Origin of the sequence: Chitinophaga skermanii (assembly GCF_003259335.1) — a bacterium.
In the GTDB taxonomy this organism is placed as follows: domain Bacteria; phylum Bacteroidota; class Bacteroidia; order Chitinophagales; family Chitinophagaceae; genus Chitinophaga; species Chitinophaga skermanii.
The window spans coordinates 61285-85256 of record NZ_QLLL01000004.1 but is presented as its reverse complement, the minus strand read 5'-3'; the positions used below and the strand labels follow the sequence as shown (position 1 = coordinate 85256).

General features: G+C 43.1%; 19 protein-coding genes. 9 read left to right on the top strand and 10 right to left on the bottom strand.

Annotated elements, in window-relative coordinates; translation table 11 throughout:
- The first annotated feature begins 70 nt into the window (after positions 1 to 70).
- The 3 genes from LX64_RS10940 to LX64_RS10930 all read left to right on the top strand — a co-directional run bounded on the left by LX64_RS10940 (position 71) and on the right by LX64_RS10930 (position 2272).
- On the top strand, positions 71 to 877 hold the full coding sequence (locus LX64_RS10940; RefSeq protein ID WP_111597702.1) for a glycosyltransferase: 807 nt from the start codon (positions 71 to 73) through the stop codon (positions 875 to 877).
- 9 nt (positions 878 to 886) lie between these two features.
- Positions 887 to 1687 (top strand): polysaccharide deacetylase family protein, encoded by an 801-nt coding sequence (locus LX64_RS10935; RefSeq protein WP_111597701.1) that lies wholly within the window; start codon positions 887 to 889, stop codon positions 1685 to 1687.
- A gap of 96 nt (positions 1688 to 1783) precedes the next feature.
- Complete coding sequence (locus LX64_RS10930) at positions 1784 to 2272, top strand: hypothetical protein (protein ID WP_111597700.1); 489 nt, start codon at positions 1784 to 1786, stop codon at positions 2270 to 2272.
- Here LX64_RS10930 and LX64_RS10925 read toward each other — a convergent pair.
- The 3 genes from LX64_RS10925 to dnaK all read right to left on the bottom strand — a co-directional run bounded on the left by LX64_RS10925 (position 2269) and on the right by dnaK (position 8040).
- Positions 2269 to 3285, bottom strand: coding sequence for a dipeptide epimerase (locus tag LX64_RS10925; protein ID WP_111597699.1), 1017 nt, complete (start codon positions 3283 to 3285; stop codon positions 2269 to 2271). The two genes, LX64_RS10930 and LX64_RS10925, sit on opposite strands and share 4 nt — an antisense overlap.
- 55 nt (positions 3286 to 3340) lie before the next feature.
- Positions 3341 to 6001, bottom strand: a complete 2661-nt coding sequence (locus LX64_RS10920) for a 4-alpha-glucanotransferase (protein WP_111597698.1) — start codon at positions 5999 to 6001, stop codon at positions 3341 to 3343.
- A gap of 134 nt (positions 6002 to 6135) precedes the next feature.
- Positions 6136 to 8040, bottom strand: coding sequence for a molecular chaperone DnaK (gene dnaK / locus LX64_RS10915; RefSeq protein ID WP_111597697.1), 1905 nt, complete (start codon positions 8038 to 8040; stop codon positions 6136 to 6138).
- 447 nt (positions 8041 to 8487) lie between these two features.
- Here dnaK and LX64_RS10910 point away from each other — a divergent pair, with 447 nt between their 5' ends.
- Together LX64_RS10910 and LX64_RS10905 are read left to right on the top strand one after the other, a co-directional pair.
- The gene (locus tag LX64_RS10910) at positions 8488 to 9855 is read left to right on the top strand and encodes an OmpA family protein (protein WP_111598130.1); all 1368 of its coding nucleotides are present in this window, start codon (positions 8488 to 8490) and stop codon (positions 9853 to 9855) included.
- A 158-nt stretch (positions 9856 to 10013) separates the two neighbouring features.
- The gene (locus LX64_RS10905; protein ID WP_111597696.1) at positions 10014 to 10598 is read left to right on the top strand and encodes a porin family protein; all 585 of its coding nucleotides are present in this window, start codon (positions 10014 to 10016) and stop codon (positions 10596 to 10598) included.
- A 162-nt stretch (positions 10599 to 10760) separates the two neighbouring features.
- On the opposite strand, the gene LX64_RS10900 is transcribed toward LX64_RS10905, so the two are convergent.
- A complete protein-coding gene (locus LX64_RS10900; RefSeq protein WP_111597695.1) occupies positions 10761 to 12125 on the bottom strand; it encodes an HAD-IB family phosphatase in 1365 nt (454 codons plus the stop codon).
- A 355-nt stretch (positions 12126 to 12480) separates the two neighbouring features.
- Between LX64_RS10900 and LX64_RS10895 the strand changes: the two genes are divergently transcribed.
- Positions 12481 to 14481 carry an arginine--tRNA ligase gene (locus LX64_RS10895; protein WP_111597694.1) on the top strand — a complete coding sequence of 667 codons (2001 nt, stop codon included), beginning with the start codon at positions 12481 to 12483 and terminating at the stop codon, positions 14479 to 14481.
- Positions 14482 to 14741: 260 nt separating this feature from the next.
- Here the strand turns inward: LX64_RS10895 and LX64_RS10890 are convergent, their stop codons facing one another.
- From LX64_RS10890 to lepB, 4 genes are all read right to left on the bottom strand, one after another.
- Positions 14742 to 15644, bottom strand: coding sequence for a tetratricopeptide repeat protein (locus tag LX64_RS10890; protein ID WP_111597693.1), 903 nt, complete (start codon positions 15642 to 15644; stop codon positions 14742 to 14744).
- A gap of 68 nt (positions 15645 to 15712) precedes the next feature.
- Entirely contained in the window at positions 15713 to 16198 is a 486-nt protein-coding gene (locus tag LX64_RS10885; protein ID WP_111597692.1) for a cytidine deaminase, read from the bottom strand.
- An 88-nt stretch (positions 16199 to 16286) separates the two neighbouring features.
- Positions 16287 to 17606 carry a sulfatase-like hydrolase/transferase gene (locus LX64_RS10880; RefSeq protein WP_158538594.1) on the bottom strand — a complete coding sequence of 440 codons (1320 nt, stop codon included), beginning with the start codon at positions 17604 to 17606 and terminating at the stop codon, positions 16287 to 16289.
- A 112-nt stretch (positions 17607 to 17718) separates the two neighbouring features.
- Positions 17719 to 18948, bottom strand: a complete 1230-nt coding sequence (lepB, locus tag LX64_RS10875) for a signal peptidase I (protein ID WP_111597690.1) — start codon at positions 18946 to 18948, stop codon at positions 17719 to 17721.
- Between the two features lie 119 nt (positions 18949 to 19067).
- On the opposite strand from lepB, the gene LX64_RS10870 reads away from it, so the two are divergent.
- Positions 19068 to 19976, top strand: a complete 909-nt coding sequence (locus LX64_RS10870; protein WP_111597689.1) for a MerR family transcriptional regulator — start codon at positions 19068 to 19070, stop codon at positions 19974 to 19976.
- 12 nt (positions 19977 to 19988) lie between these two features.
- Here LX64_RS10870 and LX64_RS10865 read toward each other — a convergent pair whose 3' ends face one another.
- Both LX64_RS10865 and LX64_RS10860 read right to left on the bottom strand, forming a co-directional pair.
- Entirely contained in the window at positions 19989 to 20648 is a 660-nt protein-coding gene (locus LX64_RS10865) for an alpha/beta fold hydrolase (protein ID WP_111597688.1), read from the bottom strand.
- A 40-nt stretch (positions 20649 to 20688) separates the two neighbouring features.
- Entirely contained in the window at positions 20689 to 21870 is a 1182-nt protein-coding gene (locus tag LX64_RS10860) for a sigma-54-dependent transcriptional regulator (protein ID WP_111597687.1), read from the bottom strand.
- Positions 21871 to 22247: 377 nt separating this feature from the next.
- On the opposite strand from LX64_RS10860, the gene LX64_RS10855 reads away from it, so the two are divergent.
- Positions 22248 to 23063, top strand: a complete 816-nt coding sequence (locus LX64_RS10855; RefSeq protein ID WP_111597686.1) for a serine O-acetyltransferase — start codon at positions 22248 to 22250, stop codon at positions 23061 to 23063.
- Between the two features lie 4 nt (positions 23064 to 23067).
- Positions 23068 to 23964 (top strand): cysteine synthase CysM, encoded by an 897-nt coding sequence (gene cysM / locus LX64_RS10850; RefSeq protein WP_111598129.1) that lies wholly within the window; start codon positions 23068 to 23070, stop codon positions 23962 to 23964.
- Positions 23965 to 23972 lie beyond the last annotated feature (8 nt).

Genomic DNA, 23972 nt, shown 5'->3' with positions numbered 1-23972 from the left:
AATATCGGCCTGCGTCATATTTATACTGCCATCTATTACTGATAGAAGAAAGGACTAGAACCTGTTGGATATGTCGACAAACATTACATCGCATAATAATACAATGCAAATTGCTTTTACACTACCTACAACTGTGCCTGTTTTTCATAACGACACGTCATCAATACCTACAACCGTAAAAGCAATGGATTTAATCGTGCCCTGCTGCAATCCGCCCTTACGTTGGGTGGAGCAGCTGGTGGCCGACTACGAAGCTGTCCAAGAACTGATGCCGGATGTGCGCATTCAATTGATCGTGGTGAATGATGGTTCGGAAAAGAATTTCTCTATTTCCCACCGCAGTCAACTGAAGAACGCCATTCCGCATGTCCGCATCATTCACCATCCAGTGAATCGTGGTAAAGGTTATGCGATGAGAATGGGGGTTGCTATCGCAGAAAATGAATACCAAGTATGTACGGATACCGATTTCCCGTTCGGTGTAAATGCGATCAAGGAAGCGTTTGAGCAATTACAAGCTGGGTATGATGTGGTGGCTGGAGAAAGAGGCAACCAATACGTTGAATTATTACCTTCCAAAAGGAAATGGATTACACGTATTAACCGCCGCATGAATCAACACGTTCTGCGTTTAAAAGTACAAGATGCACAGGCCGGCTTAAAAGCATTTAATGCCTCCGGCCGTAAAGTGTTCTTGTCGACCCGCGTAGAAGGCTTTTTGTATGATAGTGAATTCGTACACAAAGCCGGCAAAACGAAAGATCTACGTATCAAAAGTATTCCTATTAAATGTCGCCCTGGTATCCATTTCTCCGAGTTCAAATCCAAAACGCTTTGGCGCGAGCTCTTCAACTTCATTGGCATATTATTCAGGTAACATAGCAACATGCAGCGAAAACAGAACAAAATATTGATTAGCGTTGATGTCGAAGAATTCGATATCCCGGAGGAATATGGGCAATCGTTGACTTTGCACGAGAAGATGGGGGTTTCTTACCGGGGACTCATGAAAACATTGGCATTGTTCGAAGCACACCGTGTGAAGGCCACTTTTTTCATTACAGCTTACTGGGCGCAACATTACCCGAACCTAGTACAGCAAATTGCCCGTCACCACGAGATCGCATCGCATGCTTTTTACCATCATTCCTTTAACGAGGAGGATTTACATAATTCGCGGCAAGAACTACAATTAATTACCGGTAAACCGGTATACGGCTTCCGTATGCCCCGGTTGAAGCCGTTTAATACCCGTGCTTTGAAGAAAGCTGGGTATACCTACGATGCTTCCATAAACCCTACTTGGCTTCCTGGCAGGTATAATAACCGCCATTTGCCTCGTACAGTGTACCGTAATGAAGATATGTTGGTGGTTCCGTCTTCCGTAACACCACTTACCCGCTACCCTATCTTCTGGCTAAGCATGAAAAACATGCCGCTTTGGGTAACGAAACATGCTGCCAAGAATGTGCTGCAAAAAGACGGCTATTTATCCTTTTACTTTCATCCTTGGGAAATGGAGGATTTGTCGGCCTACGACTTACCTTCCGTAGTGAAACGGGTTTCGGGCACGCAAATGCAGAAGAAAATGGACCAATTCTTGAAATTTTTAGGGGAAGAAGGGAATTTCAGCTCTCACATCGATTATTTACAGCAAAAAGCTTTGCTTTACACCGACCGTAATTAAATTTATCTAGCGTAAAATCTTGCAACATTGGGTGCGAGGGTGATGTTATTTATAGGGGATCATTTCCCCCATCGCCGCCATTCTAAATGTTGCATCATGAAAACAACCTTCTTTCACCGGTGGGCAATCTGTGCACTCTTCTATTTGCTTCCCGGCACACTCGCATTTAGCCAAGCTCATAACAAGGTCATGTCTGGCATGCTTTCGCCGTTAATGGGTACGTATAATGTATCGTTCCGCGCGGAAGGCATTGTTCAACATTACATCTTAGCCATCGACAAAATCGACGGTATGTATTTCTACGGCGAATTAATCGCCGATAAGAAGTGCCATCCTACCAGCACTACGCGCTGTAAAATAAAGGGGATGATTGCCGGGCATAAGAAGTACGAATTTGTACTTCGCCCCGATTTGTCGTATGTAGGCAACTACAATTTGCATTGCCGCAAGGCAGATTTCGTGTTGAACAATACGTTGAAATTCTCGCTCGACAATGACTCGAACGAGTTGCATGGCGTGATGGTGACCAATAACACGGAAAGCTTGCGTGCTTTGGTATTCAACGGCAAACGCCGCGAGCCTTAACGATTTAGAAGTTCGGCCCCCGTTCCGTTTCCACTTGCGTAGAAAATCTTACCATCTACGATGCGGATACCTGTTGCTGTATCTTCCGCCAATAATAACGGGCCGTCCATATCTACAAAGTCGAGTAAGGGTAGCAAATGAGCTACAGCTGAAGTACCTACGGTACTTTCATTCATACTGCCCGTCATTACTTGCATACCCAGTGCTTTTGCTTGGTGAATCATGCGAAGCGCAGGCGTAATGCCTCCACATTTGGTGAGTTTGATGTTGATACCGTGGAAATAGCCAGAACAGCGTGCTACATCGGCTTCTACAATACAGCTTTCATCTGCGAAAAGCGGTAGTGCCGACTTTTCGTATACTTCCTTCATACCTTCCCAGTTGTCGGCAGCCAGGGGTTGTTCAATAAATTCTACGCCTAGGTTTTTAAGCGCGGCCGCATTTTTAATTGTTTCTTCCACGCCCCATGCACAATTTGCGTCGACCCTAAAAGTGGCCGTGGTATGGGCACGCAGGGCTTCAATAATTTTGATATCTTCCTTTGTGCCGAGTTTGATCTTATAAATGGGCCATGGGAACTCTTGTAGTTTCTTCACCATGTTTTCAATGGTATCGATGCCGATTGTATAATCGGTTAATGGATTATTTGATATATCAAGATTCCATAGTTCGTACAATTTCTTGCCTTGTAGTTTTGCATGTAAGTCGTACGCAGCAATATCTAATGCACATAAAGCAAACATATCATCTTGTAGCAAAGGATACATATCTGCCCAGAATTGTGCCGGTGTTTGTAGGCGATATTGCTCGATGTAGGAACGATGTTTTTCGATTGAAGCCATCAGCATTGGTACCGTAATGTGGTAATAGCTATTATCGGCTGTTTCGCCTAAGCCATGCATCCCATCTTGCTTTAGTTCCACTACTAGCAAAGGTTGTACGTCTTTCGATTTACGAGAGATGGTAAAGGTGTGTCTGAATTTTAACGCGTATGGAAATAAATGAAGTTCCATTTCCTATCAATATTTTGGCTGAATAAATGTGAAAACGTTGATGCCCAAATGAATGCTATATTCTTCCGGCGGCCTTCACTAAAGTCAACAAGTTGGCTTGAAAAGTTGGGTCGTTTTGCAATGTTTCCAAGGATACGTGCATGCGGTATTGCCAATAGTGCGCCGAGTTAACCGGGATGTTGATCCTTTCCTGTTGAGGGTCGGGTACATGGTAAGCGGCATTCATGGCTAATACATCTTGCAATGGAAAGATACACCACATTGCCGGTGATTGCAAGTGTTGTTGTAAGATCAACTGGATCGTTCCTGGGTTGAGTTCTGTAGGAGCCTCACCGTAATGATGTAGGATTTCGCTGTAGAAATATTGGCGATTAGTAAGCGACTCGTCGCGCCACCATTGACGGAGTACATCAACATCGTGTGTACCTGTTGTTACGACCGATAAATACGGTGCTTCAGCAGGATGGCCGTACTGTGCGTGTAATGCTTTGGGCATCCGTTGAATTTCAAGTGATAGAATCGCTAAGTCTTGCAGCACGCTGGGTACGCAAGCGGGAATCATACCGAGATCTTCTGCGCATACGAGCATATTGGTGGCTTGTTGTAAAGCAGGCAACTTTTTGAGCGCTTCGAGGCGCCATAATTCATCGGAGGCAGTGTAGAAGTATTCGTCGTGCATAAGGGCAAGCTTATGCTGTAATGAAAAGTCGAGCGCTTTGTAGGAACTGGTTTGCATTAACTGGAACCGTGGATGGAAGGAGTATACACCTTTATCGTCGATAGCAGTAATAAACAGCACATTCGCAGCGAGTTCGAGGAGGCCTTCTAGCATGGGGCCTTGTATTTTCTGTGCTTTGGCGTATTCGACGATAGCGGATTGGGTGCTTACTTGGGGTTTTAGTTGGAAAGTACCGTCATACTTTTCGTCGAGGAATTGTTTTTTCACAGCGCTTACATCTTCTCCAAAGATCTCCCACAACACTTTCCCATCGATATAAGGAGTACAAAACCGTTCCCGGTTGAAGGTAATAAAACGATCATCAAAATCCACCAAGCTAAAAGCCTTCGCCGGTTCGAAATATCCCAAGATACCTTCTACCTGTTCGCGTGGCACTTGCCATATCCTAAAAAATCCAAGAATATGATCAATCCTGTAAGCATCGAAATAATGGGCCATCAGGCTTAAACGCTCTTTCCACCAACGGTATCCATCCTGGGCCATCGCCGTCCAATTATACGTTGGGAAGCCCCAATTTTGACCTTTTACAGCGAATACGTCGGGAGGTGCACCTGCTTGGAAGTTGGTATGGAAAAGTTGCGGGTTGGCCCATACATCGGCGCTGTGAGGGTGTACACCAATGGCGATATCGCCTTTCAGGGTAACCCCGAGTGCGTGCAATTGTTGGGTGGCGGATTGGAGTTGCAAATGCAACTGGTATTGCACAAAGCGGTAAAACATGCCACGGGCACGTAAACTGGAGGTGCTATTCTGTGTGTATGTTTGGTAGTTATGATGCGACCAAGTATAAAAGTTCGCGGTGCCGAATTCATCCCTACAACTACAAAAAGCAGCATAAGCAGCTAACCAATGATTATTCTGTTGACTCCAAGTATTAAACCCTTCATCTTTTAAAATGGCCTGTAAGTTCAACTGGAAATACGATTCCAAGTACGCCATTTTATAGCGCATCACCGTTTCATAATCCACAGTAGGCAAAGCGTTCAATGCTTGTTGTTGACTAGCATATTCTTGCTGTAAAGGATGTTCTGCAGGTAGTGTACCCACAGCCGGCAGATGCACAAATAATGGATGCAATGCAAATGCCGATATAGCTGCATAGGGATAGGAATCGCGCCAACTAAGCGTGGCGCCGGTATCGTTTACGGGCAGGAGCTGTAATAGGTTAAAACCCGCTTGCTTTGCCCATAATCCCATAGCAGGTAAATCGTTGAATTCCCCTACGCCAAAACCTTTTTCAGAGCGTGCACTAAATACGGGTAAGGCAATGCCTGCACCGTGCCAAGGAGTAGTAGGTAAGCGAATAAACCCATCATGCAAAACAACATGTTGATCACTGTTTACTACGTAAGGCACAGTACGGTTTTCACCATTTTCATATTGTATGAATTGCTGTTGCGCAGTATCGTAAACACCATATTTATATTGAAAGCCGGGTTGTTGTTCCGGTAAATGTAAGCTATACCAACCATCACCAACATGCTCCATCAATCGCGGCTGCGTTGGGTTCCAGTTAGATAACAAAGCTGTATCGCCAAGTACGCAAACGGTTTGATGAGATGGCAAAAGGGGGGCTACAATTCGTAGCGTATACCCATTGCCGTTAGTAATTGTATTTGTTGGATGATTGAAATAAACGTCTGTAAAAGGCTTCGTGCTAAGCGGGTTACGCACATCACTTGCGGGCATCCAGGTGTCGGCAACCGTGATGGGTGATGGGTTTTGGGGATCGATAAAAATGGCGTACGATTTCCCCGTGCTGCTAATAATACCGTCTTGCAACATGCCGTACCTGTAGGTAAGTGTAAATGGTTCATTCGTGTGAATGTCGACGTAGGCCACCCAGTATTGCTGGTTGTAGTATTGCATGGCGTAGCCTTTTGCAAAGTCGTTATGGCCGAGGTTGGCAACATTCCCGGTGATGTACAATTGTTGTCCCCATTGCGATTGGTACTGAACGTAGAAGCGGATTTGCATAGTCCTTATTTACGGAATAATAAACGAATATAGCGTAAGCAATTTATAAAAAGCTGTGAAATTTGGGGCACAAAAAAGCCCTTCCGTTGCGGGAAGGGCTTTTGTATTTTTGAATTTGCTATTGTTCGTAGCGATTATTTTACTTCTTCGAACTCTGCATCGGTAACACCTGGATCGGCAGCACCTTGTTGTTGCTGGCCACCGTTTTGAGCGCCTGCAGCATTAGGATCCTGACCTTGTGTTGCTTTGTACATTTCTTCAGAAGCGGCTGTCCAAGCTGCGTTCAATTCTGCGCTAGCAGTTTCGATTTCAGCGAAGTTTTGAGCTTTGTGTGCTTCTTTCAATTTGTTAGCAGCTGTTTCGATAACGGTTTTCTTCTCAGCTGGGATTTTATCGCCAAACTCTTTCAATTGTTTTTCTGTTTGGAAAACCAATGAGTCTGCTTGGTTCAATTTCTCGATTTGTTCACGTTGAGCCTTATCAGAAGCTTCGTTAGCTCTCGCTTCCGCTTTCATTTTTTCTACTTCTTCTTTGCTCAAGCCGCTACCCGCTTCGATACGGATGTTCTGAGATTTACCTGTACCTTTATCTTTTGCCGTTACGTGCAAGATACCGTTCGCATCGATATCGAAGATTACTTCGATTTGAGGAACACCACGTGGAGCTGGTGGGATATCATTCAAGATAAAGCGACCTAATGTTCTGTTTTGCGCAGCCATTGGACGTTCACCTTGCAATACATGGATTTCCACGCTCGGTTGGTTATCTGCCGCTGTAGAGAAAGTTTCAGATTTTTTAGATGGAATAGTGGTGTTCGATTCGATCAATTTCGTGAACACACCGCCCATTGTTTCGATACCTAATGATAAAGGTGTAACGTCGAGTAACAATACATCTTTCACTTCACCGGTTAATACGCCACCTTGGATGGCAGCACCTACGGCTACTACTTCATCAGGGTTTACACTTCTGTTCGGTTTTTTACCGAAGAATTTCTCTACTACTTCTTGAATCTTTGGAATACGTGTTGAACCACCTACCAAGATTACTTCGTCGATTTCAGAAGTGCTCATGCCAGCATCAGATAATGCTTTGCGGCATGGTTCTAATGTTCTTTCCACTAAGCTATCGCTCAATTGCTCGAACTTAGCACGTGTTAATTTCCTCACTAAGTGTTTAGGAACACCGTCAACAGCTGTGATGTATGGTAAGTTTACTTCTGTTTCAGAAGAAGAAGACAACTCGATTTTTGCTTTCTCTGCTGCTTCTTTCAAACGTTGCCAAGCCATTGGATCTTTGTGTAAGTCAACCGCTTCGTCTTTTTTGAACTCTTCAGCTAACCAGTCCATGATCACTTTATCGAAGTCATCACCACCTAAGTGCGTATCACCATTGGTAGATTTTACTTCAAATACGCCATCGCCTAATTCCAAGATAGAGATATCAAATGTACCACCACCTAAGTCAAACACAGCGATTTTGCTGTCTTGGTTTTTCTTTTCTAAACCGTACGCTAATGCTGCAGCTGTAGGTTCGTTGATGATACGACGAACTGCTAAACCTGCGATTTCACCCGCTTCTTTAGTAGCTTGACGTTGCGCATCATTAAAGTAAGCAGGAACTGTAACAACAGCTTCTGTTACTTCTTGGCCTAAATAATCTTCAGCCGTTTTCTTCATTTTCTGCAAGATCATCGCCGAAATTTCTTGCGGCGTGTATAATCTGCCATCGATATCAATACGAGTGGTGTTGTTTTCACCTCTCACTACTTTGTAACTCCAGTGAGGGATTTCATTTGAAACTTCATCGAAATGACGACCCATAAAGCGTTTTACCGACATAATGGTGTTGATCGGGTTCGTGATAGCCTGGCGTTTTGCCGGGTCACCTACTTTCCTTTCGCCGTTTTTCAAGAAAGCGACAACAGAAGGGGTGGTTCTACGTCCTTCGTCGTTTGCAATTACTACCGGTTCGTTACCTTCCATTACGGCAACGCAAGAGTTGGTAGTACCTAAGTCAATGCCTATGATTTTTCCCATAATTATAAATATTCTCCTTGTGTATGTTGTAAGATTTACCCAACTAAGCAGGTATGCTTGCAATTAGTCAATGATTATGCCAAGCGAAGAAATGTGCAAATATGACAGTTTTCATATCATACACCTCAATTATTGACTCTTTTTGTCTTATGTAACCGCTTTACACTGCCTTCTTTACAGCCCAATCAGCCGTTAAATACCCTAGCCATCTACAATAGCGAGGATAATACAGTAGAAAATTTTCCCCTTATTCATGGTTAACTTCCCCCACAATAAAAATATCATACAACCCCATTTCAATACACTGACAGGTCTTAAGGCATTGTGTCAGTTATGGTCTATCGATAGATATCTATATTGATTTTTAATTATTTACCTACAAATTGAACATTCAGGAGTAGTCTTTTGTTGAGGATGGTTAAATATTTAATAACACAAAAAAGGCCCATGAAAAACCTTAGAACTCTATCTTTTCTAGCGGGTGCTTCTGTTGCTTTACTCATTGGAAGTACATCTGCTCAAGCCCAAAATGCCAACCCTTCTACTTCTTCCTCGAATAATACCGTATTTAATGGGGCAAGTGGATTTCGAAAATGGTCGATTGGTGTAAATGGTGGCGTATTGGCTCCAGTTGCCGTAACTGGCGGTAGTAACGATTTCACAAAATGGAATGTATCTTATGGTTATGGTGCATATGTGAAATACCAAATCATTCATGCACTTGGCATTAAAGCGAACTTCACCGGTGGGCAAATTACCGGCAACAACGATAATAAACTGGGCAATGGTCAACCGCCCAATTCTCCCTATAAAGAATTCACCACCAAGCTCAATTGGTCGGGCGCTTTAAGCGCGGAAGTCAACGTATTTACCATCAACTGGTTGCACCGCAAAAACTTCGTGCAACTCTATGCTTCCGTAGGTGGTGGTATTGCCGGGTACAAACCTCGCTTAACAGATTTAAGCAACAACGAATTCGATTACAAAGCCAATGGCGATGCGATCAAAGAATTCTTTATTCCTGTAGGAGCGGGATTGAAATTCAAGCTGAACGACTTCATGAATCTCGATTTAGGTTATACAGTACATTATGTGGATGGCGATAACCTCGATGGGTATGTGAAAGGACCGAATAAAGACAAATTCTCATATGGTTATGCGGGCTTGGAGTTCTCTTTAGGTCAGCGTATTAAACCACAATTAGCATGGACGAATAGCGCTGCCGTAGCTTACGACGAGCTAGTAGCCCAACGCGACCAACTCCGTTTGGAAGTAGATGCCGCTAAACAAGAAACCGCGCAACTTTCTTCCCAAGTAAGCAAACTCACGACCGATTCTGATAAAGATGGCGTATCTGATTTCTTCGATAAATGCCCAGATACACCGGAAGGCACTAAAGTGGACGGATCTGGTTGTGAATTACCGAAACCTCCTGTTCCAGAAAAAGTGGAAATCCGTGTAACTGAGGAAGATAACCGTATTGTGCGCGAGGCTATTCAAAACCTCGAGTTCGAAACAGGTAAAGCTAGTATTAAACCATACTCTTACCCTCCACTCGACCGCGTAGCCGAATTACTCGTGAAAAAAGGCCTGAGTCTCAAATTAAGCGGCCATACCGATAATACCGGTAACGCGAACAAAAACTTGATCCTCTCTCGCCAAAGAGCAGAAGCAGTGAAAACATACCTTGTATCCAAAGGCGCGAATCCTTCTAAAATTGAAGCCGTTGGGTATGGTCAAACACAACCGATCGCCAGCAATAAAACGGTTGCCGGTCGACAAAAGAACCGCCGTGTAGAATTCACTTTATATTAAGCGATACTATCCTTTTAATACCCTTTCAACAGCACTGTTGCCTCAAAAGCACAGTGCTGTTTTGTTTTAGCAAACTGGCCAATTTCAACATATTTTAAAAATCGCCATGGATTACGGCATATTTTTTGCAAACTTTGCGGCATACATTTTAACATATCATGAAAAAAGTCTGTTTATTAGCAGTAGCCGCATGCCTAACTTTCGCTGCCAACGCCCAAAAGAACGTAACGTTCGGCGTAAAAGGCGGTTTGAACATTGCCAACGTTTCCAACACTAGCAGCGATGCTACGCGTACTTCCGGTTTTGCCGGCGGTTTAGCCCAAATCGAAATCAACGAAAACTGGTCAGTTCAGCCAGAAATCATGTTCTCCGGTCAAGGTTTTAAGTACAACGACATTGCCCGCCGCGAAATCACGGGCGCTATTAACTACATCAATGTACCCGTTATGGTGCAGTATTACCTAATTCCAGAATTCAACTTGGAAGCCGGTGCACAAGTGGGTATTAAAGTAGGTGCCAAGTACAAAAGAAATGGTGATTCTAACAATGTGAACAGTGATTTCACAACGGCCGACTTCGGTTTAGGCTTCGGTTGTGCGTACGAATTCCCGATTCATTTGGGTATTTCAGCGCGTTACATGTTCGGTATTACCGACATTGCAAAAGCTGGTGTAGCTAACCTCAGCGATGGCGCTCAACGTAACTCAGTTGCGCAAATCGGCGTTTTTTACAAGTTCAGATAGTATTCGCTTGAACATGCAAAGCATTAAAAAAGGCTCCCTCTTATACAGGGAGCCTTTTTGTTATACAACATATAACCGTTTACGTTATAATATTTTATGTAGCGAACAGTAGCTCGCCCCTCGCCCGCCGTTGTGTCACACACTTGAACGGTAGACGGGTTATTAAGCAATTTCCAATAATGGAGCAAACGAGCGTTGATCAACAATTACATCTGCTACCATATTCACTAAGCTGCTGGAGGCGTTGTAAGCAATACCAATCCCAGCCTGCTTAATCATACAAATATCATTCTCACCATCCCCTATTACAATAGAGTTGCGCGCATCAATATCATATTGCAGCAGAATGTGGTTCATCATGTTCGATTTACAATAATCATGTCCACAGAAACTAACATCATTTTTCAAAAATTGCGAGGGAATTTTCACTTCTCCCGTTGCCACTGAATCTGAAAACTCGAGCACATTGGCCAAAGAGAAATCCATACCCAGCATGTTTTTCACGTGGTTAGTAATACAATCGTAACTATCGCTGATGATACCGCATACATATCCCTTGCTTTTCAATTCTTTAATTACTTCAGCTGCATCTTCTACGATAGGAATAGATTCCACAACTTTGATCAAATCCCCAAAACTCTTGCCTTCCAACAACTTCGCGATTTTCTTTGTGCGGATAAAATCATTGTTATTCTCCGTGATGATGGTTACGAGTTCTTTCTTAAACCCAAATTGCTCGGCCGCTGTGTGAATAAAGCTTTTGGTAAGTACCGTGTTATCCATGTCAAAAATCACCATCTTCTTCAATTCCTTCGCCGCTTCGCGTAATGCATACTCCATTTGACCTTGGATTACATTGATGTTCTCTAATGTTTCCAAGTTGGCATTTACTTGTGCTCTTTTAAAGATAGTTTTTGCCACTTCGCGGCTCATTTTACTGAGGGCCATTAAGGGCTGCATATCGTTTTCAATCACACCAATATTTACTTCTGCAACACGGGCTCCATTCCGGTGCATATCGATCAAAATACCGATATCTACACCATAATCATTTTCAAATGTCACTTTTTCGAACAACGATTTCTTACCCGCAATCATACCACTTAAGGGCTGTTTATAGTGCGACATATCTGGAAAAAGAATGCTCAATAAAGGCTTCGCCACTAATTCGGTAACCCTGCCAGCTTGTCGATCGAAGTACGATTTTACGAAGTCGGCCTCATCGTCCATAATAGGTGAAGCTAAACGTAACAGCATATCTGCCGGGTAATTAGCAATATCTGCATCGATGTATATAATTATATCGTTATTAGCGATCATTAACCCTTCGCGCATACTCCCGCCTTTGCCCCGTTGTGGACTCGTAATCACGCGTACACCTTCATCGAGTGCATGCGACACCGTGTCGTCCATAGATTGATCGTCGACGACGATAATCTCGCTGACTTGCGGGGTTCTTTTTACGTGTTGAATCACTTGACGGATTGTTTTAGCTTCGTTTAATGCAGGAATAATAACTGAAATCATGCGCGTTAAACATTGGTTTAAAAGGTGAAAAAATACGTGGGTTAACGGGTTTCCGCTTAAAAGCGACAACAGAAATACATTACTAGAAGATTGCTCAAATGGCCCATGATTGGGCGTCTTACAATGCAATATACGAAATTAATTTCTCCTTCTGGGCCATGGATGAGCATTTCCGCGGAATTAATAATTACATAATAGTTTAAAAATGGCTATAGTTATACATTTGAGCCGTTATAAAAAAATCGTACTTTAACACTACTTAACAAAAAGTGCCACAGGGCTTGGCTTGTTATTTCGGATAATTGGAATTTCGGATTACCTTTGCTGTCTGCATTTTTTGCATTAATTTAAAAACATGAGTGTAGTTTCAGCCATCAGGAAGGCCACTATAGAGGCCGTTCAATCGCTTTACCAGCAAGAAGTTGGAGAGCAAGATATTGCAATAAACGTAACGAAGCCCGAGTTTGAAGGCGAGTATACGATTGTTGTCTTTCCATTTGTAAAGATGAGCCGACGAAAACCTGAAGAAACAGGTGCCGACCTTGGTGAAGCGCTCTTGAAAGTAGCACCAGGCTTGATTTCAGGCTATAACGTGGTGAAGGGGTTCTTGAACCTCAACATCGCCGATGCATATTGGACAAAATTCGCCCAAACTTCGTTCTTAAACCCACAAGTGGGACAAAAACCGGCTAATGGCAAGAAAGTAATGGTAGAATATTCTTCTCCCAACACCAATAAACCATTGCACTTAGGGCACTTACGTAATAACTTCCTTGGTTACAGTGTTGCTGAAATATTGAAAGCAAACGGTAACGAAGTTGTAAAAGCAAACTTGGTAAACGACCGTGGTATTCACATCTGTAAATCCATGTTAGCGTGGCAGATGTTCGCACACGGCGATACACCTGCTTCAACAGGCATCAAAGGCGACCACTTAGTAGGCGATTATTACGTGAAATTCGAAGCTGTATTGCGCGACCAAGCAGAAACGGTGAAAACACGCATTTTCGCAGGTGATTTTCAAGACTTTCAAGGTGAAGACTTGGTTAAGATTGAAAAATTGACAACTGCTTTCCATAAGTTGGAAGAAGAACTCCAACAAGCAGGCACTAACAACATTACCGACGAAACCGAAAAGAAAAAAGTCGATAAAGAAATCGCTAAGTTGAAAGAGAAAATCGCGAAAGCGAAAGACGACATCAACGAAATGGCCCGTAACAGAACTGAGATCATGCAACAAGCAAAGATCATGTTACAGCAATGGGAAGCCGGCAACCCGGAAGTACGCTCCCTGTGGGCTACGATGAACCAATGGGTGTACGACGGTTTCGAAGAAACATACAAAAGCATGGGCGTCGATTTCGATAAATTCTATTACGAAAGTGATACGTATTTACTTGGGAAAGACTTGGTAGAAGAAGGTTTAGCCAAAGGTGTACTCTTCAAAAAAGAAGACAACTCTGTTTGGATTGATCTAACTGCCGATGGCCTCGATCAGAAATTATTGTTACGTGGTGATGGTACTTCTGTATACATGACGCAGGATTTAGGTACCGCCCGTTTGAAATATGAAGACTATAAAATCGATCAAAGCGTATACGTTGTGGCAGATGAACAAAACTACCACTTCAAAGTATTGCAATTGATCTTACAAAAACTCCAAGAACCTTGTGCAGATGGTATCTTCCATTTGTCGTACGGCATGGTGGAATTACCACACGGTAAAATGAAAAGCCGTGAAGGTACCGTAGTGGATGCGGATGATTTAATCCAAGAAATGATTAACACTGCCAAACAAGCTACGCAAGAATTGGGTAAGGTGAAGGATTTCGCAGAAGACGAGTTAGACCAATTGTACTACACTTTAGGTGTGGGTGCCATGAAGTTCTTCTTGTTGAGAGTGAACCCTAAAAACCGTATCATCTTCGATCCAAGCGAGTCCATCGATTTGCATGGGTTTACGGCGCCGTTTATTCAATATTCTTATGCACGTATCAGGTCGATCTTAAAAGACTTTTCAGCAGCAGATATTGAAGCATTAAATGCGTTTGAATACAAGGGCAGCTTACTTCCTTTAGAGAAAGAATTAATCATCTTGTGTGAGCAATTCGGTGGTATTATCGATGAAGCAGCAAGAGAAATGAGCCCGGCTACAATCGCGAACTATGCGTATAACTTGGCACAAACATTCAATTCATTCTACGCGAAGAAAGAGGAAGGTAAGTATGTATATGCAGTACAAAATGCAGAAGATAAAGAGAAGCAAGCCTTGCGTATTCAAATTGCATCCTTAACAGCGAATACAATTGCACAAGCGATGAAGTTGTTAGGAATTGGTGTTCCGAATAGAATGTAATTTTTTAAAATAACCAGGTGTTAGCAGGAGGAATAATTTGCTGGAACATTTCTCGAAATGTTGTTCTATGCATGCTCCCGGGTCGAGCGCTGTAACACAACGTTTACCCAAATGGCGTTTGAAGCCATTACTAACACCTGGAAAAAATACCACGATCAAAGTAAAGCGTTACTAAATAGGAATGCTTGCCTTTTTCCCACTCTACCTTACTTACTTACCGCGGCGGTATCTTTATTTCAAAGAGAGAAAATAATCTTTCATTATTTCACATCACCTACGATCAATGCTTGATCGCAGATACGTTGCCCTTTCAATACTTCACCTGAACAGATATATGATTTGCCCAGCATGAACATCACAAAGGCGTTTTGCGGCTGCAAAACTAATATGTTATTCCATTGTACAATAGCTTTTGCAAAGTTTTGTTTCTTAAAATATGCATCTGCTAAGGATAACATTATTTGAATGTCATTGGTACGCAAAACGTGTGCCGATTCTAAACATTCGATGCCTTTTTCGGTTTCATTTTGCTGTATGTAACTAATACCCAAGTGGTAATAATAATCTGCGTCGGCGGCTTTTCCATACTTGGCTGATTGCTCAAATGCTTGCGCCGCATTTCTAAAGTTTGCCATAGTAAAATAAATCTTTGCCATCGCGAAGCTCGCATCACCAACCGATTTGCCGGTCGCGATAGCTGTTTGATAATATTGAATGCTTAAGTCGTACTGTTGACGAAGCCCGTAGACCTGGGCTATTCGGCAGGCGGCTTTTTCATGTTCCGGTGATACTTGCAAAGCTATTGTATATGCCTGCAATGCCGAATCAGCTTTCCCTTCTAGGAAATAACACTCCCCTATAAAGAAACCATCGGCGGGCGCACCGTACCTCGTGGCCAGTTCCCTGTACATACGCGCAGCTTGGAATTGTTCTTGGTCGAACTTCAACCCGGCCAACGCCATATACGCCTCCTTAAAAGCCACATCTGCCTGGATGGCTGCCAAATACTTCGTTGTTGCAGCTTCCAGCTTACCAGCCTTTTGTAACAACAATCCCTCTTCGAAAAATAGTTTTGCCTTATCTACACCGTGAGCAAGCGTAGTAACGGGACCAATTCCCGCTAAGCAAAGAAGCAGTATGCATAGGACATAGGTATTTTTCATCTACAGGATATGGAAACATCAACAGGTTTCGATACCAAATATAATAAAAATTTATATAATATATCAAATTATTTCATGTCGTCTGCCGAGAAAGAGAGAGGCAACAAATCATTGGCATTCTCTACCACGAAGATTTCTCCTGTTAAACCACCCAAAATCAACCGAATAGGATGTTTTAAGCGTACTTGGTATTCGGCTAATGATTGCCTGCAAATACCGCACGGAGAAATGGGATGATTACTTTCACCTTGTAGGTTGTGATAACTAACAGCAATGGTTTCAATAGGTACATCAGGCCAAATAGAAGCTGCTGCTGATAATGCTACTCTTTCCGCGCAAATACCTACGGGAAACGAGGCATTCTCTTGGTTCGAGCCGGCAATAATTTCACCGTTGATTAAACGCATCACGGCGCCAACTTGGAATTTGGAGTATGGAGCATAAGCATGGCTGGTTACATCGCGGGCTTCTTGTAATAACCACGCGTCGTTTTCAGGTAATTCGCTTAGGTCGTTATATCGTGTATATGTGAATGATTGTAAGATTTTTTCCATGGATATCTATTAGGGAACCAATTTAACGAAAAAAGGGACATGGCCCGCGCCATGCCCCTATAAAACATGATATATCAATCATTTTAGGCTATTTCTGCCCATATTGTTCCATGAGTGCTTGTAATTCTTTTACGATAGCAGGGTATTGTGCTGCCACGTTATATTTCTCTGCAATATCTACATCCAAGTTGTATAATTCTACAACTTGCGGTTTCGTTTCTTGTGCCACGCGTAACTTCCATTCTCCTTTTCTCACAGCCTCCAGCTTCGTTAAGTGATTAAGATAAAATAAAGCCCTGTCTTTCTTAAAAGGTACCTTCTTCGTGAAATTTGGCCATAAATTTTCTCCATCTAAGTTACTGGGTAAAGGTTGTTTATACCGAATAGCGGCTGCTATAGTTGGCAGCATATCGTTGATATTGAATGGTGCCGTTGCTAACTGAGCAGGAATGCTTTTCGGGTTCCATGCAATAAATGGTACCCGGTGCCCACCTTCATATGTATCAGCTTTACCTCCCCTGAAAGGGCCTACAGATCCATGATCCCAAGGTTTCACAATATCACGACCAAACATGCGTTGCGGCATGTTATTCCAAGGACCATTATCGCTGGTAAACACAATCAATGTTTGTTGATCTATCTTTAATTGATGTATCAATGAATATATTCTACCTACACAATCATCCAATTGCTCAATCACATCGCCATATACCCCGCCTTCAGAATGCCCCTTCCATTTTGCCGGGGTGGCTACCGGTGCATGCGGCATGTTAAAGGGCAAATATAAAAAGAATGGTTGCTCACTTTTACTCGCTCTTTTGATATAGGCAGTAGCACTATCGGTGTAGAGGTCCATGAGCTTTGTCCAATCGGGTTTTTCCCATACCCGTTGTGTATCATAGAACACAGCAAGCGTGGTATCTGTTTTCACAAACGGATCTTGGTAATCGTGCGAGTAGAGCATGCCCAAGAAATGGTCAAATCCATGATCGTTGGGTTTTGTATGGGCATGATCGCCTAGGTGCCATTTACCGATCATCATAGTGGCATAATTGGCTTTTTTGAACATCTTAGCCATGGTAAAAATACTGTCTTGCAGGCCGTTCGGGTTGCCGGGGCCAATGGCGTAAGGAATGCCTACACGGTTAGGATATCGGCCCGTTAGCAAAGCTGCCCTAGAAGGCGAGCATGTAGGTGCCGGTACCATAAAACTGTTCGCTTTTAAGCCTTCTTTCGCTAATCGATCTAAATGCGGTGTTTTAATGAGTGGGTTACCATAGCAGCTGAGATCTGCATACCCCATATCATCCGCCAAAATAAAAATCACATTCAGCGGTTTCCCCTTTTGCTGTGCTTGTAAGCCAATTCCGGCCAACAGCAACATCCATATGAGTCCTAGTTTCTTCATACGTGAAAAATTAATTAATCTAAGCGCGAAAGATAATACCTGCAAACGGTATCTCATAAAAAAAACGGTCTCCACTTTCGTAGAGACCGTTTGCAAAATATGTTGCAGTTTTTTAGTGAATTGTTCTAAACAAGCGGTTCCAACGGATACCATTCTTACCGTAGCTCATCCAAATCATCCAAGCCTTCCCTACTACGTGATCTTCTGGAACGAAGCCCCAATAGCGAGAATCTAATGAATTGTTCCTATTGTCACCCATCATGAAATAGTAATCCATTTTGAAGGTATAGGTTGTACTAGGTGTACCGTTGATGATGAATTGGCCATCTCTCTCTTCCAAAGTATTGCCTTCATATACACCAATTACACGGCGGTAAATGCTAATGTTTTGTGGTGTTAAGGTAACGGTAGCACCTTTCTTAGGAATATATAAAGGACCAAAGTTATCGAGGTTCCATTTGTAGTTCGCTGTATCATGTGGGAAAACATCGAGTTCTACACGGTCTTCGATGATAGGCTGAATACTTACTACATTAGGTTTCCACTCGCCGATGGTTTTTGCCATGTTTTCGGTGAGGTTATATTGATAGAAGTAACCTTTTTTCATAGTGCCGTCGGGATTAAATACACCGAATGGGCTACGACTAGGGCTATTATCTTCCAAACCGTCTACCTCCATTTCATCCAATTTATCGTTGCTGAGTGGGCCTTCCAAGGTTTCAGCGTAGTATAAATGTTGGCTTTCTGGTGGAACTGGGGCCGGTTTACCGTTAATAATTACGTTACTATTCACGATTTGGAGGGTATCACCGGGGATGCCAAGGCAACGCTTAATGTAGTTGTCGCGTTTGTCAACCGGGCGGCTAATTACGTGAAAACTGTTCCAAATCACATCTCTTCCGCTAGCGCGTACGAGTTGATAGTAGGAACGGTCGCTATATTCCAATGCAACGGTATCACCTTCTGGGAAGTTGAATACAACTACATCGTTATTCTTTATTTGGCTAAAACCCGGAATACGCCTATATTTCCAAGTTACAGCTTCAGAATAAGCTTTTGTATATTTGGTGAACGGCAAAGTGTTATGCGTAAATGGCACCGATAAAGGCGTCATTGGGATGCGAGGGCCATAACTAATTTTGCTTACGAATAAGAAATCGTTTACTAGCAAGGTCTTTTCCATAGATGGAGTTGGAATCGTATATGCTTCGAAAACGAACGTCCGTATTAAGGTTGCTGCGATGATGGCGAAAATAGCTGCATCAAACCATTCCCTAATGGCCGATTTCTTTTTCTTCGGCTTACTGTCATCCTTCTTTTTCTTCCAAAATGCCAAGTTCATTAAATTGCGTTTAGAGTTTCAAATAACAAATATAATATTCTGTTAATTGTAAGCTAATTTTTCCTGTGATAAAGTTTTCTTAAAAATCACACGTTTGTTAAACTAGTTTATTTCTATTTTTGTTTAATCCTATATCTAGAACATTGAACAGTTTTACCATAAAAGATATTGAGAAGCTAACGGGTATCAAGGCACACACGATCCGCATTTGGGAGCAACGATATAATATCCTGCGACCAAAGCGCAAGGACACAAACCATAGGGTCTACGATAACGATGATTTAAAGCACATTATGCGTATAGCTTACTTGTACCATAACGGGTACAAAATTTCCAAGCTAGCCCAAATGAGCGAAACAGAGGTCATCCGCCTATCTTTAGAGCAGCCTACCGGCCACAATGATTACTACCAATTACAGGTAAATCAGTTAGTAGAAGCGATGATCGATTTTGATCAGTCGAAGTTTGAAAAGATTTTCCATTCGGTATTATTGCGGATCGGGTTTGAACAGTGTATCCTCCAAGTTATTTACCCTTATCTCGAAAAAGTAGGCCTCCTTTGGCTTACAGGCAGCGTCGTGCCTGCACAAGAGCATTTTGCCACGAATATTATTCGGAAGAAGATTTTAGTGGCGATTGACGGTTTAGAGCTATCTAATGAAGGCGATAAAAATTTCTTATTGTTTTTACCCGATGGCGAATACCACGAAATACCGCTGCTTTTCTCGCAATATTTGCTCCGAAATAAAGGTGTAAATCTCGTAAATCTTGGTCCTAGTGTACCTTTAGAAGATATCGTTTTCTATTCTTCTCGCAAAAAAGTAACACATTTTTATACGCACATCATCACCCAACACGGCAAAAAAGAGATGGATAATTTCGTGCAGGAAATGAGCACACATTTCCCTTCAGCATCGATTATCATCTCTGGCCCAGCGGTCGCTAATATTTCAACACCGGCACCCGCCAATGTTGTGCTATTGAAGTCATTGAACGAAATCTTGCAATTCATACAAGCCGTTTCGTAATAACCCGCGTATTTATAGGAAGCCTGCTAAGATGTGATTTATTTCCTTTGACCGGTTCATCACCATAAAGTGACCTGCGCCATGCAATATATGCGTGGGGTGCACATACTTTATGGGGAAAGGCCTGTCTTTATCGCCATGGATATGAATAAAAGGCTGTTGTAGCTCATCATCATTCTTCCATTGCATAATGGTGCCTACTGCCCAACGCAGGTAAGTATAATCGTCTTTCTTGAGATAATCGGCCACCAACTTGTTTTCTTCGTGTGATTTCGATTGTAGGAACAATTTGACGAAGAATGCGCGGTTTTTGAAGATGAGCTTGTCGGGTAACCTTTTAAAAACAAAGGTGGTAAAGCGGTTGAAGATGGGAGGACGCTCTTTGGAGTTCTTGATGGTAGATAATAACACCATCTTGTCGACTTTTATTTGCCGGGCTATTTCAATGCTCATGATGCCCCCGAATGAGAGCCCTACTAAGCTAACAGGTTCAGTCGTGTCAATGTCTTTCGACATGCGAGCAGCATATTCTTCAATGGGCTCGTCATCGTACATGGGTGTAATCCACGGCAGGAAATGTACATCATAACCTGCCGGGAATTGAATATGACTGAAAACTCTTTCATCGGCCCCTAGGCCGCTAATGCAGTAAATTTTCTTCTTTTGATTCATGGGGAATACCTATCGTTTAAAGCAGTTCCCTTCATCACCCTTAAGCGTTCTGTTTGCGCTCTTTGCTAGGCACAACATAATCCGCTACGTCTTCCGCCGTAATTGTTTTACCCGAAAGAATGACGAGGCGTTCTACAACGTTTCTTAGTTCACGGATATTACCCGACCATTTGTGTTGTTGCAATGCTTTTACAGCATCTTTATCGATGCCTTTTTTAGCGATGCCATATTCGGAGCACACACCTTCCAAGAAGTGGTCTACGAGTGCCGGGATATCTTCGCTACGCTCGTTTAATGATGGAACATGTATTAAAATAACGCTCAACCTGTGGTACAAATCGAGTCTAAAGTTTTTGTCTTCTACTTCTTTCAGTAAATCTTTGTTCGTGGCTGCTACTACGCGTACATCTACACTAATCTCTTTATCGCCACCAACGCGGGTTATTTTACCTTCTTGCAACGCACGAAGTACTTTTGCTTGGGCGCTGAGGCTCATATCACCAATCTCGTCGAGGAATAAAGTACCACCGCTGGCTTGTTCAAACTTACCGATGCGTTGTTTGATGGCCGAGGTGAAGGAACCTTTTTCATGACCGAATAATTCACTTTCGATGAGCTCGCTTGGAATGGCGGCACAGTTTACTTCGATCATGGGGCCGGCAGCACGTCCACTATATTCGTGAATCCAACGGGCTACCAATTCTTTACCTACGCCATTTTCTCCTGTTACCAATACACGGGCATCTGTAGGTGCCACTTTTGCAATGGTTTCTTTGATCTTGCTAATCGGTGCCGATTCGCCGATCATGGCTTGGGTTTTACTTACTTTCTTACGCAAGGTTTTCGTTTCTGCTACCAAGGTAGTTTTGTCTAACGCGTTGCGTAAAGTAATGAGTAAACGGTTTAAATCCGGTGGCTTCGAAATGTAATCGTAAGCGCCTTTCTTTACCGCGTCTACTGCTGTATCGATATTACCATGACCCGATACCATTACGATCGGAATATCAGGGTTTACTTCTTTTGCTTTTTCAAGGAACTCGAGACCGTCCATTTTAGGCATTTTAATGTCGCAAAGCACTGCATCGTATGCTTTCTCTTTGTACATTTTAAAGCCTTCTGCGCCATCGGCTGCTTCATCTATTTTATATCCTTCGTAACTTAATATCTCTGAAAGTGTTTTACGAATTGCCTTTTCGTCGTCGATGATGAGGATGTTAGCCATAAGTTTGCTTAATAATTTAACAGTGCCAAAAATAGGGAAATGTTTACTCGTATGGGTACAATTCTTTTCGTGCCGCACATTTCAATAGGTATTACATTTCGCACTACAACCCATGGTTGCAAATTCTATGCCGCGTTAAGGCTATGTTAAAAAAGCTCATTCCCCGCTCATCAACATGACAAATTCATCTTCATCCCAAAACGCGCAAACCTAACGTGACTAAAGTCACTCCCCTACTGGCTTTTTTTATCGAAACTGCGATCATATCACTGTAACAAGTTGTTACTTCAAGTAAGGCATTATCTTTTCAAATAAAAGTCTACCAAGTTTATATACTTTTGTACGTAAATTTGGATTGCACGGGTAACTATTCAATTATGAAAAATTTCTTGCAAGCGCTACAAGAGCGCCATGCGGCCGCCTCGGCACAGGCATTCCCATCTACCGAGCAAGTGAATGTATTTTGCAATCACCTCGTTAACTGGTTATTTCCTGAGCATACCGGGAAAGTGATGCAGCCTGCCGATATCGAAGCCTACGCTATTACTTTAGAACATCAATTAACGCAATTATTGCTTCCAATAGAAGGGTATTTGCCTACCAACGCCGTGGATACGAGTGCCCAGTTTATGCGCATGGTGCCCGGTATCTATGATTACTTGGTAAAAGACGCGGAAGCTATTTTATTAGGCGACCCCGCCGCTACTTGTTTGTACGAGGTTATTCGCACCTACCCCGGGTTTTACGCTATTGCAGCCTACCGAATTGCAAACGGCTTGTACCAATTGCAAGTGCCATTGTTGCCCCGTATTATCACGGAATTCGCCCATGCACGTACAGGTATCGATATTCACCCGGGTGCCACTATTGCCCCGTATTTCTGCATAGATCATGGAACCGGCATTGTTATCGGGGAAACGAGCGTAATTGGGCAACGTGTGAAATTGTACCAAGGGGTTACCCTCGGGGCATTAAGCGTAGATAAGTCGATGGCCCAAAGTAAACGACACCCTACCATCGAAGAGAACGTGGTTATTTACGCGGGCGCTACCATTCTAGGTGGCGATACGGTGATTGGTCACCATAGCGTAATTGGCGGTAATGTATGGCTCATTAAGTCCGTAGCGCCTTATTCACGTATTTATTACAAGGCCGATGGTAGTATGAATGTTATTGAAAACCGGAACATATAAACTTATGAATCAACTTCCCAGGAAAACTGTACTCGACCTAGTTGGTAATACGCCCATGGTGGCGTTGAAGCATATCAACCCCAATCCTGCCGTTACCATATATGCGAAGCTGGAAGGTACCAACCCCGGCGGTAGCGTGAAAGATCGTGCCGCTTATGGTATGATTAAAGGCGCTTTAGACCGTGGTGAACTAAAACCCGGCATGCGCTTAATCGAAGCTACCAGTGGTAACACAGGTATCGCCCTAGCCATGATTGCTAACCTATTTGGGGTAGAAATAGAAATTGTAATGCCTGAAGATGCCACCCGCGAAAGGGTGCTTACAATGGAGGCTTTTGGTGCCAAGGTAACCCTTACACCCAAAGAGAAATCTATGGAAGGCGCCATCGACTATGCCGTAGCACAAGTGGCAAAAGGCGGCTTCTTTAACCTCAACCAGTTCGGAAACCCCGACAACTACGGGATGCACTATAAAACCACCGGCCCCGAAATTTGGCGTGATACAGAGAGCCAAATTACCCATTTCGTAAGCGCAATGGGTACTACCGGTACCATTATGGGTGTATCGAAGTTCTTGAAAGAACAGAACCCCAACGTACAAATTGTAGGCTGCCAACCAACAGATGGCTCTAAAATCCCGGGCATTCGTAAATGGCCGGAAGAATACTTGCCTAAAATCTTCGACCGTAGCCGTGTTGATAGAATAATGGATATCGCCGAAAGCGACGCCCGCATTATGACGAAGCGCCTAGCGAAAGAGGAAGCTATTTTCTGTGGTATGAGCAGCGGTGGTGCTATTTCGGCAGCCGTACGCCTAGCGCAGGAATTGAAAGAAGGCGTGATCGTGGCCATTATTTGCGACCGGGGCGACCGTTACCTCTCTTCCGATTTATTCGATTAATAGCCGGG